This window comes from Sphingomonas sp. JC676 (assembly GCF_014489075.1).
GTDB lineage: Bacteria > Pseudomonadota > Alphaproteobacteria > Sphingomonadales > Sphingomonadaceae > Sphingomonas.
Genome location: NZ_JACTGR010000008.1, coordinates 35,123 through 53,527, shown reverse-complemented (window position 1 = coordinate 53,527; position 18,405 = coordinate 35,123). Strand labels below are relative to the sequence as shown.

16 protein-coding genes and 1 tRNA gene are annotated in these 18,405 nt (G+C 64.5%); 8 read left to right on the top strand and 9 right to left on the bottom strand.

Annotated features, from left to right (window positions below; translation table 11 throughout):
- Positions 1 to 24: 24 nt before the first annotated feature.
- Positions 25 to 1,368 (top strand): hypothetical protein, encoded by a 1,344-nt coding sequence (locus IAG41_RS21880; protein WP_187730818.1) that lies wholly within the window; start codon positions 25 to 27, stop codon positions 1,366 to 1,368.
- Positions 1,369 to 1,393: 25 nt separating this feature from the next.
- Positions 1,394 to 1,612 (top strand): hypothetical protein, encoded by a 219-nt coding sequence (locus IAG41_RS21875; protein ID WP_187730817.1) that lies wholly within the window; start codon positions 1,394 to 1,396, stop codon positions 1,610 to 1,612.
- Between the two features lie 191 nt (positions 1,613 to 1,803).
- Here the strand turns inward: IAG41_RS21875 and IAG41_RS21870 are convergent, their stop codons facing one another.
- On the bottom strand, positions 1,804 to 2,148 hold the full coding sequence (locus IAG41_RS21870) for a hypothetical protein (RefSeq protein WP_187730816.1): 345 nt from the start codon (positions 2,146 to 2,148) through the stop codon (positions 1,804 to 1,806).
- Positions 2,149 to 2,260: 112 nt separating this feature from the next.
- Here IAG41_RS21870 and IAG41_RS21865 point away from each other — a divergent pair, with 112 nt between their 5' ends.
- Entirely contained in the window at positions 2,261 to 2,596 is a 336-nt protein-coding gene (locus tag IAG41_RS21865) for a conjugal transfer protein TraD (protein ID WP_262408826.1), read from the top strand.
- A gap of 84 nt (positions 2,597 to 2,680) precedes the next feature.
- Positions 2,681 to 3,175, top strand: a complete 495-nt coding sequence (locus IAG41_RS21860; protein WP_187730815.1) for a MucR family transcriptional regulator — start codon at positions 2,681 to 2,683, stop codon at positions 3,173 to 3,175.
- 21 nt (positions 3,176 to 3,196) lie between these two features.
- Here IAG41_RS21860 and IAG41_RS21855 read toward each other — a convergent pair whose 3' ends face one another.
- The gene (locus tag IAG41_RS21855; protein WP_187730814.1) at positions 3,197 to 4,099 is read right to left on the bottom strand and encodes a HEPN domain-containing protein; all 903 of its coding nucleotides are present in this window, start codon (positions 4,097 to 4,099) and stop codon (positions 3,197 to 3,199) included.
- Here IAG41_RS21855 and IAG41_RS21850 point away from each other — a divergent pair.
- Positions 4,079 to 4,276 (top strand): hypothetical protein, encoded by a 198-nt coding sequence (locus IAG41_RS21850; RefSeq protein WP_187730813.1) that lies wholly within the window; start codon positions 4,079 to 4,081, stop codon positions 4,274 to 4,276. The genes IAG41_RS21855 and IAG41_RS21850 overlap by 21 nt on opposite strands.
- Positions 4,277 to 4,328: 52 nt before the next feature.
- Positions 4,329 to 4,538, top strand: coding sequence for a hypothetical protein (locus IAG41_RS23575; RefSeq protein ID WP_222950827.1), 210 nt, complete (start codon positions 4,329 to 4,331; stop codon positions 4,536 to 4,538).
- A 5-nt stretch (positions 4,539 to 4,543) separates the two neighbouring features.
- On the opposite strand, the gene IAG41_RS21840 is transcribed toward IAG41_RS23575, so the two are convergent.
- The 7 genes from IAG41_RS21840 to IAG41_RS21815 form a co-directional block, all read right to left on the bottom strand.
- The gene (locus IAG41_RS21840) at positions 4,544 to 6,100 is read right to left on the bottom strand and encodes a M20/M25/M40 family metallo-hydrolase (RefSeq protein ID WP_262408825.1); all 1,557 of its coding nucleotides are present in this window, start codon (positions 6,098 to 6,100) and stop codon (positions 4,544 to 4,546) included.
- Positions 6,101 to 6,167: 67 nt separating this feature from the next.
- The gene (locus IAG41_RS21835; protein WP_187730811.1) at positions 6,168 to 8,741 is read right to left on the bottom strand and encodes a TonB-dependent receptor; all 2,574 of its coding nucleotides are present in this window, start codon (positions 8,739 to 8,741) and stop codon (positions 6,168 to 6,170) included.
- Positions 8,742 to 8,818: 77 nt separating this feature from the next.
- On the bottom strand, positions 8,819 to 9,859 hold the full coding sequence (locus IAG41_RS21830) for a FecR family protein (RefSeq protein WP_187730810.1): 1,041 nt from the start codon (positions 9,857 to 9,859) through the stop codon (positions 8,819 to 8,821).
- The gene (locus IAG41_RS21825) at positions 9,856 to 10,365 is read right to left on the bottom strand and encodes an RNA polymerase sigma factor (RefSeq protein WP_187730809.1); all 510 of its coding nucleotides are present in this window, start codon (positions 10,363 to 10,365) and stop codon (positions 9,856 to 9,858) included. Before IAG41_RS21825 ends, IAG41_RS21830 begins: the two co-directional genes overlap by 4 nt.
- 250 nt (positions 10,366 to 10,615) lie before the next feature.
- Positions 10,616 to 11,506: a site-specific integrase gene (locus IAG41_RS21820; RefSeq protein ID WP_316251206.1), complete on the bottom strand. Its 891-nt coding sequence runs from the start codon at positions 11,504 to 11,506 to the stop codon at positions 10,616 to 10,618.
- Positions 11,507 to 11,610: 104 nt separating this feature from the next.
- The gene (locus IAG41_RS23520; RefSeq protein WP_316251205.1) at positions 11,611 to 11,832 is read right to left on the bottom strand and encodes an Arm DNA-binding domain-containing protein; all 222 of its coding nucleotides are present in this window, start codon (positions 11,830 to 11,832) and stop codon (positions 11,611 to 11,613) included.
- 152 nt (positions 11,833 to 11,984) lie between these two features.
- Positions 11,985 to 12,060 (bottom strand) — tRNA-Thr (locus IAG41_RS21815).
- Between the two features lie 205 nt (positions 12,061 to 12,265).
- On the opposite strand from IAG41_RS21815, the gene IAG41_RS21810 reads away from it, so the two are divergent.
- The gene (locus IAG41_RS21810; protein WP_187730808.1) at positions 12,266 to 13,531 is read left to right on the top strand and encodes a hypothetical protein; all 1,266 of its coding nucleotides are present in this window, start codon (positions 12,266 to 12,268) and stop codon (positions 13,529 to 13,531) included.
- 107 nt (positions 13,532 to 13,638) lie between these two features.
- On the top strand, positions 13,639 to 18,237 hold the full coding sequence (locus IAG41_RS21805) for an NAD-glutamate dehydrogenase (RefSeq protein ID WP_187730807.1): 4,599 nt from the start codon (positions 13,639 to 13,641) through the stop codon (positions 18,235 to 18,237).
- The last annotated feature ends 168 nt before the right edge of the window (positions 18,238 to 18,405 follow it).

The following is an 18,405-nucleotide window of genomic DNA, read 5'->3' as shown; positions in this document are numbered from 1 at the left end:
GCGTCAGCAAGAAGGGGGAAATTGATGCGTAGGTTCGCTTCGCTCCTGGTCATCGCAGCGCTCGGCGGCTGCTCGTTCCCGCATACGATCCAGCGGATCAGCGTGGACTATAACAGCGCCGTGTCGGGAATGGCGAACGAGCTGACCCTGCTCAACATCGTCCGCGCCAAGGAAGGCATGCCGCTGCACTATACCTCGATCAGTCAGCTGAGCGGGTCGCTTTCGGTCAAGGCATCGGGCAGCCTGAACGGCCAGTTTCGCGGCTCCGGCGTGACCGACACGAACAAGACGACGACCGCCACCGCGACGACGACCGAGGTGACGAAGCAGGTTGCCGAAGGCGTCGACTTCTTCTCGCCAACGGTAGGCGGCGAGGTGTCGTCCGGGCCCACCTTCCAGGTCGGGATCTTCGACACGCAGAAGTTCTACCAGGGGGTATTGAGCGCGGTTCCGGCATCGACGGTGGAAAACTATCTCGACCAGGGTTTCGATAGCCAGCTCGTGATGCGCTTGCTCATCGAACGTGTCGAGTTCGTGCTCAAGGAGACGAAAACGGGTGTCCCCTTCAAAGTCGGCGACGTGGTGGGCACCATTCGCAATCGGCCCTGGGGTGCTGATGCGGCCGGCTTTGCCGGCAACATCGCCTGCTATTCTCTGGACGGTGCCACGACCAAGCCCGACGGCAAGCGGGTCATGGCCCTGTCGCGCCTGACGCTGGGTGCAGACGGAAAGGCGATCCCCGTCGCACCGGCAACGCTCGCCTTGCTGGATGGGCAAAAATTCGACGTCAGCGCGCCGGTCGGCAGCGACTCGCATGGGGACGATCAACTGTTCATCGTGCGCCCGGCGAGCGAGAAATCCGCGGTTCGCCTGGTGCCCAAGGCGAAATGCGACACGGTCGAGCCCATCAAAGCCAAGCCTCCTGCGCCGTCGGTCATGTCCCCGAAGCCCGGCGCACTGCCGGATGGGCCGCCACCGTCTCCCATCTACAAGCCGGGAGAGCTCGCGATCCCGGGACGGCTTCCCGGCAAGAACTATGACCAGGAGATCTGGGTCAATGTCGATGCGCAGGTCTATTTCCGCTCTCCGGAAAGCGTCATCCGGTTCCTGGGCCAATATCTCGAAGGCAGCGAGAAATATCCCACGGACACCTACAAGCTCGGCACGCATCCGCTGTTCGCGGTCACGCAGGGCCGATCCTTCAAGTCCGTGGTGAGCACCAAGCTGCTCGGCAAGCACTATTATATCGCCGACGACGATGATCGCGCGGACTATATGCGCATCATCGCCATAGCGCAGCAGCTGATCAATTTGCAGAAAGAGTCGTCGGATAAGCCGTTCACGACCCCGGTGCAGGTCATTCAGTGAGCGAGACAAATCAAGGAGATTTGCAATGCCGCGGCTAGTGAAATTCCCAAAACACTTTGTCTTCGAAGCGGAGACTCCGGAAGCCTATCCGGACGCGCTGACTCCCGAACAACAGGAACTGTCGAATGTGACCTGCCAGTTCCTGGGAAAGACCTACTATCTGAATGACAAGATCTGCTACAAGAACGCCATCTGGGTCTGCAAGGAAGGCGGATGGAAGGGGCCGGGGCAAGCCTGCAGCTAGAACCGGCCGCGGCGGCGGATAGCGGTCGTTCGGCCGGCGTGACGAAACACGTGCCGGGCGTCACGGCCGCGCATTCGTATGCGCCGCGGCGCAGCCTTTGCCTGAACTTCGATGAAGGCGGCCACCGGCGTGCGCGACCCGGCGGGCCGCTCGGGCGGCTTCGCCGGCCACCAGTTCGAGGCGCGGCTGCCCTACCGGATCGTGCCGGCCCGGCTCAGGTTCGAGTTCGACGGACTAGTGCTGGCGAAAGGCCGCTTCCTGCGCGACGCGCCAATGCCCCGCGCGCGCCTGGAGCGCAGGCGTAGCGCTGGACCCTTGGCGTCGGTGATATGCTCGAACGCCGATCGCTGCTCGGCGGAAAGCGCCAGCCCGCGCCGCTCGGCGCTGACGATGGCATGCTCGCGACCGCTCTCGGCGACGCGATGGTGCTCGCGATCCGCGAGCGCCTGCGTCTCCCGCGCGAGGCGCTGCTCGGTCTCGATCATGTCGCGGCTGGTGAACCGATCTTCGCCGCGCCCGTCATTGCCGAGCGCCACCAGCTCTGCGATCCGCGCACCCTTATCGCTGCTGTCGAGGTGAGCGACAATTCGACAAAGGAGAGTTGGCGCAAACGCGGCGTCGCATTCTTTCAAAGCAGGGCACGCAAGAATGGCGGAGCTGGTCCGCAAGAATCTGGCGGAAACCCAGCGCGCGGTGGCGGCCCGGCACCCTCTGCAAGCGAAGATCGCGCGTGACAACAAGCGGGCCTGGGTCATGAAGCGTCGGGAGCGCACGCGCCAACTGATCGAGCTGGGCGGGCTGGTTGCAAAGGCGAGTTTGATCGACCTGACCGAAGACGATCGCGCCGTGATCTTCGGTATTCTGGTCCAGGCCGCTGCGACGTTGCGCAGCGAAACTCGCGAGCAAGCTCTGGTTGTTTGGCGGCGGCGCGGCAGGCGCGCCTTCGACGAGTCACTATCCAATGCTGACACGAAGACTGGCTAACAGCCCGCTAGTTGCTTTTGATCCATTTTGGAGGAAAGGAAGCTGCGGGTTGAACTTCTCGCCCACAAGTACTGGGAGTGCAGGATGTCGGACGAAAATCTAAACTCGGTTGAACTGGCCACCGAACTCACGATCGCCTGGCTGGGCAATCAGAACAACCGCGTTGCCGCTGAAGACGTACCGGCGTTCCTGCGCACGATGCATGCGACGATCAATGAGCTTTCAACCGCTGCTTCGGCCCCGGCCGAGGTAAGCGAAGATACTCCAGCTGAGCAATTTACGCCGGCGGTGACGGTGCGCAAATCCCTGGCGTCCAAGGATCACATCATCTCGATGATCGACGGAAAGCCGTACAAGACTCTGCGCCGCCATCTTTCCACGCATGGCATGACCCCTGAAGACTATCGCGCGCGCTACAATCTGAAGGCCGATTATCCGATGGTTGCTGAGAATTACTCGGCCGCGCGCCGTGCGATGGCGCACAAAATCGGCTTGGGCTCGAAGGGCCGGCAGGCCAAGGCCGCCGCCGCGACACCAGCGCCCAAGCGCGCGCTGCGTCGTACCGCAAAGCCCGCCTGATCTATTACGAGCGCCGCGCGGTCAGTCGCGCGGCGCGAGCCGCTCCTCGCACACGGCACGGACCAGATCGCGTAACACTGCAACCCGTTCGCCAAGCCAGGCCAACTCCTCGGCAGTGATTTTGTAATGCGGCGAGTAGCGCGCGTTCACATAGGCCTGACGGAGCAATTCGAATCGCCTACGGCTGTCCTTGTCATCGCGCGGCCATACCTCAATGAGTGACGGCGCGATGTCCTCTGCGCGCGAGCGCAGGAAGTTCAGCTTATGTGATTTGGGGCTGTAGAGATTCAAGACCAGCAACGTGCAGTGATAGAAACGCTCCGCCGCCTGATGCAGCATGAACGCGGCGTCTCTAAAAACCCCATTCTCAACACTGGTATGTGCGAGCTTGATTGCGTGCTCGCCTAACGGAAACCAGTAGTCGAAGTGCTCCTGCGCTTCTGCCTTCGCCTCCTCAGGCGGAAGATTCTGCGGTGCAACGAATGGAAACCCCTCAGCCTCGTAGAGCGCGATCCCTTGCTTCAGGATATCGACAAAGAAAGGCCGTCCGCGCTCGAGCTGCTTGTTCACGTCGGTGAGCGTGTGGACGATGAAATTGACCGGTGCGCTGAGCGTCTGGGCGATCGTTACCTCGCGCATCAGCCGATCGTCGGCCGCGCCCCAATATTCGGTCACATCGGTCAGCCGCTCGTCGTTGACGACGACGAGGATGTCATAGTCGGAAGTGTAGCCGCCGATCGGATCGTCGACCCAGTCGCCGCGAGCATGGGAGCCGAACAGTACCAGCTTGAGGATCCTTGCCGCCTTCTTCTTCGGGTCGGTAGTCCGCGCGGTGATCTCCGCGAACTCCTCGAACAGGATGCGCACGACATGGGCCAGCTCGCGTTGCTTGGCTTGCGGCAGATGATCGAGATCGTTTCGCATGGGACCCATAACCTGTGGCAGGCGCGGACCGGATGGCAAGACCAATCCGATCCGCAGCTTATGCGCCTGGTTTCATTGCTGGCGTTGGTGCTGATCGGCCAGGGCGAGCCCGAGCAGATAGTCCGCCGCCTTGCTGGCAGCGCTCGCCGCGCGAAAGATAAGCTCCCCCGACCATGACCCGCAGCCCCGTCGAGCCCTCGATGGGGCTTTTTCATATCTGGATCCGCATGTGCTTCTGACCACCACCACCACGCACCGCCCCGCGACCGATCTCGGATTTCTTCTGATGAAGAACCCGGCGAACGTGCATGCCGTCGCCCTGCCTTTGGCGACGCCACGCTTTTCTACCCGGAAGCGAACAAGGAGCGCGCCGCGACCCCTCGATGACAGCCCTCCGGGTCCTGCTGGAGTCCGCTGTCACTGTCGTTCGGCAGGATGATCAGCCTAGCTCCCGGGATCATTCTCCCGGCCTGGCCCTCCGGGTTCAGTCGGCATTGGGCGACGCGGGAAGCGCTTGTCCATGTTCGCCGCGTTCCAGAGGAAGCTTGCGAGAATGATCGAAGCCTGGCGCATATCGTCGGGATCGAGATGATCGAACGTGTCCATCGAAGTGTGGTGCATGCGGCCATAATCGTTCCAGTCCTGGATGAACTGAAACCCGGGCACGCCGATCAGCTGCATATATTCATTGTCGTCGCCGGTGCTCTCCGATGCAGCTACCATCGTCGCACCCATCGACGCGAAGGGTGCGAGCCATTCGCGGAAGATCGGCATGGCCGCCATGTTGCGCTGGGCATAGATGCCGCGGATCTTGCCCGAACCGTTGTCGAGATTGAAATAGACCGACAACTCGTTCCAGGTCGGCCGCAGGACGATCGGCCAGCTGCTCGACTGGAACCAGAATCGTCCGTTGGAAGTCACCTTGGGCTCGGTGGGAAGCACGCGCTTTCCCAGGCGCTGCTCGACATAGGCCGAGCTGCCGATCATCCCCTGTTCCTCCGCACCCCATAGCGCGAAGCGGATCGTGCGGTGGGGACGCGGCATCTTGGACAGGATGCGGGCGGCCTCCATCACCATCGCGACACCGGCGCCGTCGTCCGCCGCGCCGTCTGCCGCCGGGGAACTGTCGAGATGTGCGCCCGCCATCACATAGGCCGCCTTGGGGTCGCTGCCGGGAATCTCGGCGAAGATGTTGTAGGCCTGTGGATCGCTGTCGTCATAGTGGACCACGCTCTCGATTGCGAGCGTCGGCTCCCGCCCGGCATCGGCGAAACGAGCGAGACGCCGATAGTCCTCCGCGGCGATCTCGACACCGGGCAAGGGAGATTCGTCGCCGGGCGCGTAGCGATAGCCGTCGCCCATGACGATCTTACCGTCCCGCTTGGTGATCCGCGCATAGGCGAGCGCGCCCTCGGCCTTTAGGAAGTCCTCGGTCTGGCGCGGGAAGAAATAGGATCTGTCTAGCATCGCCGCGCTGTCAGAAGCGAATTTAGGCGGTTCATATTTCTCCATCCTGGCGAACTCGTCCGCGGAGAGTCGTGACGCGGCCGGGAGCGTCATGACGCCGTCAGTCGGCGAGATGAGGACGATCTTGCCCGCCAGCTTGCCCTTCCATTGCGCGAGATCCGCCCGCGTCCGCATCGGCGCGAAGACGATCGGCGCGGTGATCGTGCCGTTTGTCGGCGGCGTCCAGCTGATCGGGATGGCGTTGAGTGCCAGCGGCCGCGGCGTGACCATCCGCACGCTCGAGCGCTCCATCCACCAGCCGCGCCCGAAGAAAAAGCCTTCCTTGCGGACGTTCCAGAGGCCCCAGCCGCGGAATCGCTCCTGGGTCCAGGCCTCGGCCTTGCGCGCGGCGGGCGAATTGGTGAGCCGGCCGCCGATCTCGTCGCTCAGATATTGGGCGATCGCCATCACCTCGCTGCGGCGCTGGCCTTCATCGACGATGCGATCGGTCATGCCGAGATCGACCGCCTGGGCATGCGCCCCAGATTGTAGCATCCCGAGCGCCAGAGCGAGCGCTGCGCTGGCGCACCGGCCGGAAAGGATCGATTTGCGGTTCATGTCGTCACCATGCCTTGCGCAGCGAGACGCTGACGAAGCGACCCAGCGGCGAATAGTTGGTCGAATCATAGTTGATCGTGGTGTCGTCGAACGGTGCGAGATAGGGCGGCCGCGCGTCGGTGAGGTTGGTCACATAGAGCCCGATCTCGAAGCCCTTCAGCGGCCCACGGGACGCCGGCGCCTTCCACATCAGCGACAAATCTAGCGTGGTCATATCGCCCCTCTGCAGCGGCGGAGCCACATTCAGGTCGGTGATCGGTCCGGTGTAGTTCAGGAACAATACGGGCGTGAAAGCTCCGAAATGACCGGTCACGCCACCGCGCGCACGGAAGCGCGGCGGATTGAAGTTGGTGCCGGCTAGCGTGATAAGCGGTGCCTCTGTGGTATTGCGCTGATTGCTGCGCAGCCAGCTCGCCTGCCCCGAGAGCGTCACGTCGCCGGTCGAGACCGGGATCCGGTAGCTGCCGACCAGGTCGACGCCCCTGATCCGCTGGCGCGCCGCGTTGACCAGCTGGTTGCGGACGATCGCCACCACCTTGGCGGGATCATAGGGAACGCCGAGATAATTGCCGAGGCCATTGGCATCGCGGGCGATCACAGCGGCCTGCTCGGCGGGCGTGGGACTATAGTCGATGAATTCCTGTACCGCCGGATTGTCCAGCACGCTGAGCGTGGCGTTGCTGACCGGCTGGACGACGCGATCGGTATAGTCGATGTCGAAATAGCTCAGCGACAGCTTCAGCCCGGGCAACGGGCGCGGGTGCAGGTCGAGCGTTGTCGACCAGGTTCGCGCGCGTTCCGGCTTCAGGTTGCGATTGCCGCCCGACGTGAACAAGACCGTCGCGTCGGCCGGATAGTTGCCGCCAAAATAGAAGGCCGGCTGCAACACGACGGCGAACAACTGATACTCGTTGCGCAGCGTCGGTGCCTTGAACGAGCGGCCCCAGGAGAATTTGAGGTTCAAGTCCGGGGCTGGCGCATAGACCAGGCCGAGCTTGGGCGTGGTGACGCCGCCGAAGCGGTCATATTCCTCGTGGCGCAGCGCAGCGGAAAGCGAAAGCTGGCGAAGCAGCGGCATGGCGTTGGCGGACGAGACCAGCGGCACGGAGAGCTCGCCAAAGCCATAGGAATTGCCGCGCCCTCCCCCCGTCCCGCTGGTCGCGGCGGAATGGACTTGCAGATGGTTGAAGCGGTAGCCGCCCCCGAAAGCCAGGCGCACGTCTCCACCGGGAATGGCGAAAAGGCGGCCCTCCAGATCCAGTTCCCCGCCATAGGCGTAGTTTTCGTAGATGCTGTCGCCACCCAGATTCTCGCCGGTCGCCTTGTCGATGAAATCGTCGAACCGATACGTGTCGTTGGCGCCGTAGGAGCCGCTGAGCGAGGCCGTCCAATCGCCCGGCAGCCGCAACGTCACGGTGGGCGAGATCGCGTAATTCTCGTTGCTGAAGCGCGTCGTCGCGGCGTAATCCTGGGTCGAATATTCGGCGCCGTTGCTGTAGCGCCAGCTGTACAGCGCATCGATACTGACGCCGAGATTGGCGGTGACGTCCTGATGCGCGGTGACGAGGCCGCTGAAATGCTCATGGGCGTCGAGCAAAGTGTTGGGCCCCACGACATATCGGGTATAGTCGCGCTGGTCAGAACGCACCGTGTTCTGCCGGTCATATTGCAGCGCGACAAGCGCCCCGCCATTGCCCCAGCGCTTGCCGCCGACGGCGTTATATTCCTGAAGGAACCCGCCGCCTTCGGTCGCCGCACCGAAACGCAGCAAGGTGGCGATCCCGTCAAAGTCGCGCCGCAGAATGATGTTGGCGACGCCGCCGACCGCATCCGATCCATATAGCGCCGACGCACCATCGGGCATGACCTGGATCTCGGCCACCGCATCGAGCGGGATCGCCGAGACATCGACCGCCTGGGCGGCGCCGTCATAGGGCAGCCGGCGGCCGTTCAGCAGCGTCAGCGTCGCATCCGGACCGAGCCCGCGCAGATTCAGCGCGGATGAGCCGGAAGCATTGGTGTTTCCCGTCGTACCCGCCTGAAATCGCGCGCCTGGATTCTGGCCGCCATTATAGTTGCTGGGGATGTTGCGGATCACCTCGCCCAGGTCGCGTTGGCCGGCTTCGCGCATCTGGCGCTCGGTGATCCGCATCACCGGCGAAGCGACGGGGGCGCCGACGATGTGCGTGCCGGTGACGACGATATCCTGTTCAGGCGGAATGGCTTCGTCCGGATCGGACTCGGCGACCTGCGCCGTAGCAATCACGGCAACCACGATGAATATCCCGCGCGGGCTGCGGGAGACGCTGAGGCCCGAGCCCCGGATCAGCGCGGCGATCGCCGCGTCGGGCGTATAGGAGCCGCGCAGCGCGTTGCTCCGCTTGCCGCGCATGACGTCGCTGCGGAACACGATCTGCTCGTGCGTCGCGCTCGCGAGCGCCTTGAGCGCGGATTCCATATCCTGCGCGGGAATGTCCAGCCGATAGCTGGCCTGACCTTGCGCCGATGCCGGTGCGAGATCGCCGCACAGCATCGTCATGGCAAGGCCGATACGAAGCAGCGTGATGGAACTCATCATCCCCGTCCCCCTTTTCGCTCCTACTTGACGGGAGCGCCTGGAAAGAAAGACGCACGAGCGGCGATATCGCGAAATGCCTATCGCGCAGCAGGTTCGAGGACGATGCTGTTGTTGTGGCGCAGCTTGCGCAGGCCGTAGAGTGTGGCGACTCCGTCGACGAAGCCCTCGGTATCGCCTGCGTTGAACGTGCCGCTTACCGGTAGCGCGGCCGTGGCAGGGTCTTCGATCAAGAGCCTGGCGTCGGAATAGCGATTGACCCGTTCGACAGCCACGCCGAGCGGCTCGTCCGAAAAGACGAGCTGGCCCTGTTCCCAGGACGCGCTGCGCGCCACGTCGACGGTTTCGAGCCGCGCCGCAACGGATGAGCCGGCCGGAACGATCAGCGCGGTGCTCGGCGTCAGCATCCGGTCCGCCGGTATCCGACTCTTTCCAGGTAGCAGGACGTGACGCGGTGCCTGATCCGCGGGGCTATCCTCGAGCACCGAGACCGAACCTTCGTAGAGCACTACGCGCATCTCGGCATGGAGCAGCTCGACGCTGAACGCAGTGCCCGTCGCGACCACCACCCGGCCGCCGGCGGTAACGGTGAAGGGGCGCCGCGGATCCTTGGCGACTTCGAACCGCGCGCGCCCAGCGAGCAGGCGGAGCGCGCGGCGCTCGCCGTCATAACGCACCTCGACCGCGCTGGCCGCGTCGAGCGAGAGTTGCGATCCGTCGTCCAGCACGATCACGCGCCGCTCGCCGACCCCGGTCCGATAGGTCTCGCCGCCGGAGTAGAAATAGAATGTGGCGGTGACGATCAGCAACAGGCAGGCGGCCAGTGCCGCCAACGCGTAGGGCAACCCCAACTGGCGCCCCTGCGAAGCGCGGCGGCCGGCGTCGCCCATCGCTTTCAGCGCATCCGCGCGCGCTGCAATCAGCCCCGGAAGATCCGCGGCCTCGCCCGCCATGCGCCATGCCCGCGCAACTCTCGTCATCGCCTCACGATTGGCGGGATGCGCCTCCAGCCACAGCTCGAGCTCAAGCTCTTCCTCCAAGCCGACCGGCCCTTCATGGAGCCGCATCAACCATGCCGCCGCTTGTTCGCGGGCGGTTTGCGGATCGGTTTCGGCGCTCACCGGTCCTTCTCCACACGGCTGGCAAGTATCACCAGCGCGCGCTGCACATGGATCTCGACCATGCGGACCGACAAGCCGAAGCTTTCCGCAATGGCGCGCTTGTCGATGTTCTCGATGCGATACAGCGTGAAGATCCTTCGGGTTTTCTCGGGTAACTCGGCGAGCGTGCGAGCGACGAGCTTGAGATTCTCCCGGCTCTCGACAACACGATGCGGATCGAGCGGGTCAATTCCCAGAAAATCTTCGAGTGCCCGTGCTTCGCGGTAGCCGGCGCGGACCCTTTCTCGTCGCCCCTTGTCGCGCAAAAGATTTGCTGCAATCCGGAAGACATAGGCATCCGCCATCGGCGCATCGGTCTTGCCGCTACGCGCGATGCGCACGAAAACGTCCTGAGTGAGATCCTCGGCCTCGGAGAGGGTTTGAACGCGCCGCGCGAAGAATGCGATCAATGCCCGGCGCAAGCGCCGGTCGATTGCAGTCAACTCTTCATGGTCCGCCTCGGTCAAAAAACCTCCCTCCGCACAACATTAACGCGCAGCTTGGCGAAATCCGAAAAGGGAGAGTCGCAGAGCCCCACCGGCCGGAGGAGACGAGATGGACGTTATCGGGCATCCTGGGCTGCGCGCCCTCGCGGTTCCATCGGCCGCCTGATCCAATGAATGACGGCGATCGTCCAACAAGCGATCTTGCGAAAGGCAGCTATCCCGCTTCCAATCCGAAAACCTGCGAGGCCGAAAGCGGCCAATTGCAGTCATCCTAGGCCCTCTTGCGAAATTTCCCCCTGATCACTTTGCCGCCAACGCGAAGCTGATCGAGATAGTCAGACCACCACTGCGCCATCCGCACACGCTCGGCCCAGTGTGCGCCGCGATGATATGCAGCGCGGACCTTGTTCTTCTCGCCATGGGCAAGTGCGCGCTCGATTGCATCCGGATGCCACAGCCCCGATTCATTGAGGAGTGTGCTGGCCATAGCCCGGAAGCCGTGACTCGTCATTTCGTCGCGCTCATAACCCAGACGTCGGAGTGCGACATTCAACGTGTTCTCGCAAATTGGCCGCTTGCTGGTGTGCAGCGAGGGAAACAGGAATTCGCTGCGGTTGCCGAGCGCCCGCAATTCATTGAGCAGGAAGATTGACTGTCGCGACAGCGGCACCGCGTGCGGCTGCTTCATCTTCATGCGCTCGGGCGGGACCCGCCAGACTTTGTCGGCGAAATCAATCTCGGTCCATTTCGCCTGCCGCAACTCGCCGGGTCGCAGGAACACATGCGGCGCCAATCGAAGCGCCAGGACGGTCTCCGGTCGTCCCTCGTAGGTCTCCAGGTTGCGAAGCAAGTCGCCTACCTTTGCCGGTTCGACGATTGCGGCGAGGTGCTTGACCTTCGGGACGATGAGCGCCCCGCGAAGGATGTCGGCCGGATTGCGGTCTGTTCGCAGGGTCGCAAAGCCATAGCGGAACACGCGGCCGGCGAATGCCCTTAGTCTCAGCGCCGTTTCGTAGTAACCTCGCCGCTCGACACGCTTGAGCGCGTCGAGCAACTCGTATGGCGTAATGGCAGCGATCGAATGCTTTGCGAGGCCGCCGAGAAGTTCGAGAAACCACCGGGCCTTTTTGATTGTGGCGGGCGACTTCCCTTCCCGCTCCATCTTCTCGATGAATTCCTCGGCGACCAGCTTGAAGGTGGTCTTGGCCGCGAGCTCTGCCTCGATCCGCTTCTACCGCTTCTCCTGAACGGGATCGATGCCATCGACTACCGGGCGCGCAGCTCGTCACGCTTCTTGCGCGCCTCCTGCAGCGACACATCGGGGAAAGTACCGATTGCCATCTTCCGGTCGGATCCGAAGACCTTGTAGCGGAACCGCCAGAGGAGCGAACCGCTCGGTTGTACCAGCAAAAACAGCCCGACCGAATCGGGAACCTTGTACGGGCGCGCCGCGGGTTTCAGCGCTCGAATCTGCACCGTTGTAAGCATGATGGGCCACGCCTCCTTAGACGTTCGTGGCCCCCCGTTTTTTGGCCCATTTTTGGTGGGCCACAGTGGAACAAAGTGAGATTTCGTGGGACCGACAAGAGTCAATTTACCGCAGATTTCTGCGGTTTTCTAGACCTGTTCTCGGTATGTACTGGTGCCGCCTACAGGACTCGAACCTGTGACCCCCGCATTACGAATGCGATGCTCTACCAGCTGAGCTAAGGCGGCCCGTCCGAAGCGCGTGGAACGCCCGGAAGAGCGGCGCGCTTACCAGCATGATCCTTAGCTGACAAGCGTTGCGAAAGCCTTTCGCCGTTTGCGCCTTCCACAGCGCAGGGCCGATCCTGAACTCGGCTTTTACGCGTCGTTTACCATGTGGGGTGCAAAAGCGTTCCACTTGGTATCGGGCAATGGCCCGTAGTGGAGCACGCGCATGGACATGGCTCGCGGCATCAACGACCCGCTTGATTCGCTCGTCGACAATGATGAGCAGGACAATGCGGTCTCGGATCGCCCGCTGGATATCGGCACCGATGAGCGCCGCATGCATGTGCGCGCCTATAATCACTGGGTGTCGCTGCTGCGAGGACGCGCCTATCCGTCGATCGAGGATCTCGATCCGGGCAATATCGCCGATTTCGGCCCGCACAGCGTGCTGCTCGATTTCTCCAAGGGGATCGAGGATCCCGCGATCCGCTATCTCGGCCGCGCGCTCCGCGAGGAATGCGGCGTCGATCAGTCGATCACCCATGTCGGCCAGGTGCCGACTCGCTCGCTGCTGTCGCGCCTCACCGACCATTATCTCCAGATCATCGCGAATCGCGCGCCGATCGGCTTCGAGGCCGAGTTCGTCGGCCAGCGCGGGCACAACACGCTGTATCGCGGCATCCTGATGCCCTTCTCGTCGGACGAGGAAGGCATCGACTTCATCTACGGCGTGATCAACTGGAAGGAATTGGTCGACGCCGAGACCCAGGCCCGGCTGAACGCCGAGATCGAGGAATCGCGCCGCTCGGTGCCGCACAATCCGGTCGCCGCGGCGGTCTGGGCCGATGGACCGAGCGCCGGCTTCGATTCGCCGTCCGAGCCGATCGTCGCCGAAGCGGGTGACGACACCAATCTCGCCGATCGCCTGACACTGGCGCGCGAATCGGCCAATGCCGCGCTCGCCGCCGATACGCGCAGCCGCGCCGCGCTCTATCGCGCGCTCGACCGCGCCTATGATTTCGCGCTGGCCGCCGAGCAGGACGAAGAGGCCTATGCGGTGCTCCTCGCCGATGCCGGCCTGACCATCCAGGCGCGTGCCCCGATGACGCCGGCGGTCAAGCTCGTCTTCGGCGTGCAGTACGACAAGACGCGGATCACCGAATTCGCCGCGGTGCTGAGCTATGCCAAGCGCCGCCACGTGCCGCAGGGCGGGCTCGACGCGTTCCTCGAGATCTCCGAGGGCGGCATCAAGGGCGTGGTCAAGGCCGAGCGCGAGCTCCGCCGCCCCGCGCCCAAGCCCGACATGTTCGCCGAGGCCACCAGGGAACTCCGTACCCGCGCACCGCTCGCGCATGTCTCGATCGAGGCCGAAGCGAACGAAGGCGACTTCGTGGTCCTGCTCGCCCGCGCCGGCGCGACCGGGCTCGATATCGTCGCGCGGCTGGAGGACAGCCCGCTTACCGAACGCGCGATCCGGCAGGCTGCCTCTTAGGTCAAGCGGCACCAGCGGAGCGCAAGCGAGTCCGATAGTCTCATCTGTTACTTTTATGCCGCCTCGAGTCTTGAGGTCGCAACCTCACAGGCGTAGGCGGCGTTTCCATGAAGAACATGATGACGTCGCTGACGCAGGCGTTCGAGGCGCGGTTGCTCGAGGGAGCGCTGCCGGGAGAGTTGGAAGATTTCGGCGAGGCCGAGCGTGCGGAGGCGGCGAGCTTTGTCGCCGAGACCGCCGCGGTCCGCCCGCCCGGCACGCCGCGCATCACCCTTGAGACCTATCTCGATGAAGAGCGCCGCCGGATGCGACTGGCGGTCGTCAACGACGACATGCCCTTCCTGGTCGATTCGATCTCCAGCGCCATCGCCGCGCACGACATCTCGGTCCTGCGCGTCATCCACCCCGTCATCCCCGTCGAGCGCGATTCGGACGGCAAGCTCGTCTCGATTGGCGAAGGCCGACGCGAATCGATGGTCTATATCGAACTGGAACGCGCCGACGCGAAGGGCCGCCGCGCGCTGATCGCCGAACTCGAGCGCACTTTGGAGCAGGTCCGCGACGCCGTCGACGACTGGCGCGCGCTGCAGACCGCGATGGCCGCCGATGCCGCCGCGGTAAATTCCCGCGAAGGCGCCAAGCTGCTCCGCTGGTTCCACGACGGCGCGATGACCTTGCTCGCGCATGAGAATTGGCGGACCGACGGCACCACCAGCGAGCAACTCGGCCTGTGCCGCTACACGCTGGAGACGCCGATCCTCGCCGAAGCGTCGCGCAAGGCGGCGGTCGAATATTTCCGCAAGGGCGGCGAGGCGCCGCTGCTGCTCAAGTCCAATTCGATCTCGACCGTGCACCGCCGAGTGCCGCTCGATATCGTCGTCCTGCCGATCCTGACCGGCGCCGACGTGATCGGCCTCTCGATCCACGCGGGCCTGTGGACCAGCGCCGCCCTGTTCGCCGCGCCCGAGGAAGTGCCGGTGCTCCGCGCACGCCTCAATGGGCTCGAGCAAAAGTTCGGGTTCGATCCCAAGGGCCATACCGGCAAGGCGATGACGCACGCGCTCACTGCGCTGCCACACGACCTGACGACCGCGTTCGATTCCGATTCGCTCGAGAATCTTGTCCTCACTTCGATGTCGGTCGCCGATCGCCCGCGCTCGAAGCTGGTGCTGGTGAAGAGCCTGCTCGGTCGGCATCTGTTCGCTTTCGTCTGGCTGCCACGCGACGAAGTCTCGACCGGCCGCCGCGAGGCGATTGGCGAAATGCTCGCCGACGCCTCCAATGCCCGCATCATCAACTGGTCGATCGCGCTCGAGGACGGCGTCGTAGCGCTGTTTCGCTACACACTTGATCTTCGCGAGGGCGGCACGATGCCCGATGCCGATGCGCTCGACCAAAAGCTCGAGCGGATGGTGCGCGGCTGGGTGCCCGCGGTCGAGGCCGCTTTGGTCGAGCAGACCGGCGCCGCCTCGACGCGCCTCGCGCTGCGCTTCGCCCAGGCCTTTCCCGTCGCCTATCGCGCCACCAGCACGCCCGAAGAAGCCGCGCGCGACATCGTCCGGATCGCCACGCTGGAGAAGCCCGGCGACCGCTCGGTCCGCATCACCTCGGTGAAGCGCAAGCCGGGCGAATATCGCATCAAGCTCTATGCCCAGGGCGGCGCGCTCACGCTGTCCGATGCCGTGCCCGTGTTCGAGAATTTCGGCTTTCGCGTGATCGAGGAAGTCCCGGCCGAACTCGCCGGCGGCATTTTCGTCCATGATTTCGAAGTCTCCACGCCTCAGCTTTCGGGCGACGTCGCGGTCATCGAGGATGCGATCGCCGCGGTCCTCGAAGGCACCGCCGAGAACGACACGTTCAACCGGCTGATCGTCGAGGGCGGCATGCGCCCGGAATCGGTCGTGCTGTTCCGCGCCTGGTTCCGCTATCTGCGCCAGACCGGCCTGACATATGGCATGAGCACCGTGGTCGACGCGCTGCGCCGCGCCCCTGCCGTTGCCGCTGCGCTGATCGAGCGCTTCGCCGCCGCGCACGATCCCTCGCGCGTGGGCAATGCCGAGGCAGTCGAAGCCGCGACCAAGGCGATCGATACCGGCCTGGACGCGGTCTCGGCGATCGATGACGACCGCATCCTGCGCACGCTGCGCGGCGTGGTCACCGCGACTTTGCGCACCAACGCCTATGCGCCCGCCGCGAAGGAAGCGCTGGCGTTCAAACTCGATTCCAAGCTCGTCCCCGGTCTGCCCCAGCCGCTGCCCTGGCGCGAGATCTGGATCTATTCCCCGCGCGTCGAGGGTATCCATCTGCGCGCCGGCCCGGTCGCGCGGGGTGGCCTGCGCTGGTCCGATCGCCGCGACGATTTCCGCACCGAGATCCTCGGCCTGATGAAAGCACAGCGCGTTAAGAATGCCGTGATCGTGCCGACCGGCGCGAAGGGCGGCTTCTATCCGAAGCAGCTCCCCTCCCCCGCCACCGATCGCGACGCCTGGTTCGCCGAGGGCACCGAGAGCTACCGCATCTTCATCCGCGCCTTGCTATCGGTCACCGACAACATCGTCGCGGGCACGGTCGTCCATCCCGAGAGCGTCACCGTGCTCGACGGCGACGACCCCTATTTCGTCGTCGCCGCTGACAAGGGCACCGCGACCTTCTCCGACGTCGCCAACGCCATCGCGATCGACCGCAACTTCTGGCTGGGCGACGCCTTCGCTTCGGGCGGCTCGCACGGCTATGACCACAAGGCGATGGCGATCACCGCACGCGGCGCCTGGGTCTCGGTCCGCCGCCACTTCCTCGAAATGGGCGTCGACATCCAGTCCGAGCCCGTCACCGTCGCCGGCTGCGGCGACATGTCGGGCGACGTCTTCGGCAACGGCATGCTGCTGAGCAAGGCGATCAAGCTGGTCGCCGCGTTCGATCACCGCCACATCTTCCTCGATCCCAATCCGGATCCGGCGAAGAGCTGGGAAGAGCGCAACCGCATGTTCGCGCTGCCCCGCTCGAGCTGGGCGGATTATAATCCAGAGCTGATCTCGAAGGGCGGCGGCGTCTTCCGGCGCACGGAAAAGAGCATCCCCTTGAGTCCCGAGATCCAGGCCGTGCTCGGCCTCGCGGTCACCGAGATCGACCCGACCAGCCTGATCTCGGCGATCCTCAGGGCCCAGGTCGGCCTGCTCTGGTTCGGCGGCATCGGCACCTATGTGAAGGCCGGGTCCGAGAATCATGTCGAGGTCGGCGATCCCGCCAATGACCGGTTGCGCGTCAATGCCGAGGAAGTCCGCGCCCAGGCGATCGGCGAAGGCGCGAACCTGGGCGTCACCCAGGCCGGGCGTATCGCCTTCGCGTCGCATGGCGGCCGCATCAACACCGACTTCATCGACAATTCGGCCGGCGTCGATTGCTCGGACAACGAGGTCAACATCAAGATCGCGCTCAACCGCGAGATGATCGAAGGCCGCCTCGCCTTCGAGGACCGCAACAGCTTCCTCGCCGAGATGACCGACGACGTCGCGCATCTGGTGCTGGAGGACAACCGCCTCCAGACGCTCGCGCTCTCCTTCATGGAGGCCGATGGCGCGGTGGCGCTGCCCAGCTACGTCCGCGTCATCGAGATCCTAGAAAGCGCCGGCCGTCTCGACCGCGCGGTCGAGGGCCTCGCCTCGAACCAGGACATGCTCCGCCGCGCGCAGGAAGGTCGCGGGCTTACCCGGCCCGAGCTCGCGGTGCTGCTTGCCTCGTGCAAGCTCGCGCTCCAGGACGCGATCGAGCAGGGCCATCTCGGCCATGATCCGGAGCTGGAAACCGATCTCCGCGCAGCCTTCCCGGCGGCGATGCAGAAGCGCTTCGGCAAGGCGATTGACGAGCATCGCCTGCGCAACGAGATCGTCGCCACCAAGCTCGCCAACCGCGTGATCAACCGCCTCGGCGTGCTCCACCCCTTCGAGCTTGCCGAAGAAGAAGGCGCCTCGATGACCGACATCGCAGCGATGTTCGTCGTCGCCGAGCGGCTCTTCTGCCTGCCGCAGATCTGGCACGCTGTGGAAACCGCCGAGATCGGCGAGGACGCCCGCTTGGCACTGCTCGACGAAGTCGCGGTCGCCGCGCGCGGCCAGGTCGCAGATCTTCTGCGCGTCTGCCGCCCCGGCGCCAGCCCCGCCGAAGTCATTGCGCGCCTCAAGCCCGGCATCGACAATCTCGATCGCCAGGCCAAGGCGCTGCTGCTCGACGAAGTGAAGGCACAGAGCGGCCGCATCTCGGGCAAGCTCGAAGCCGCCGGCGCGCCGAAGGAGCTGGTCGCCAAGGTCATCCGCCTGTTCGAACTCGACGGTGCCGTCGGCCTTGCCGATCTCTGCCAGCGCCGCGGCGTGGACGAGACGGTGCTGACCCGCGCCTTCACCTCGCTCGGCCAGGCGCTCGGCCTTGACTGGGCCCAGTCCACCGCCGCGCGCATCACCACCGGCGATGTGTGGGAACGGCTGCTGATCGCGGGCCTCGCGCGCGACTTCCAGCAGCTCCGCCTCGAATTCCTCGGTCGCGTATCGGACAAGGATCCGCAGGCCGCGGTCGATGCCTGGCTGGCGCAGAACAGCGACCGCGTCGCCCAATTCGCCAATCTGGTGAAACGCGCGCGCCAGGCCGCCGTCCCCAACGCAGCGATGCTGGCCCAGATCGCCGGCCAGGCGCGGGTGCTGCTCGGGCGCGAATAAGCGGACGAACACGCCTTCCTCGTCATCCCGGCGAAGGCCGGGATCCAGGGTCACCCCGCCGTGTCGCTTGTGCTCTGGATCCCGGCCTTCGCCGGGATGACAAGATAGATTGCTCCACCCAAGCGTTTGCAATTGCGAATCGTTCGCGTTATCGCCGGCCAACCCGAA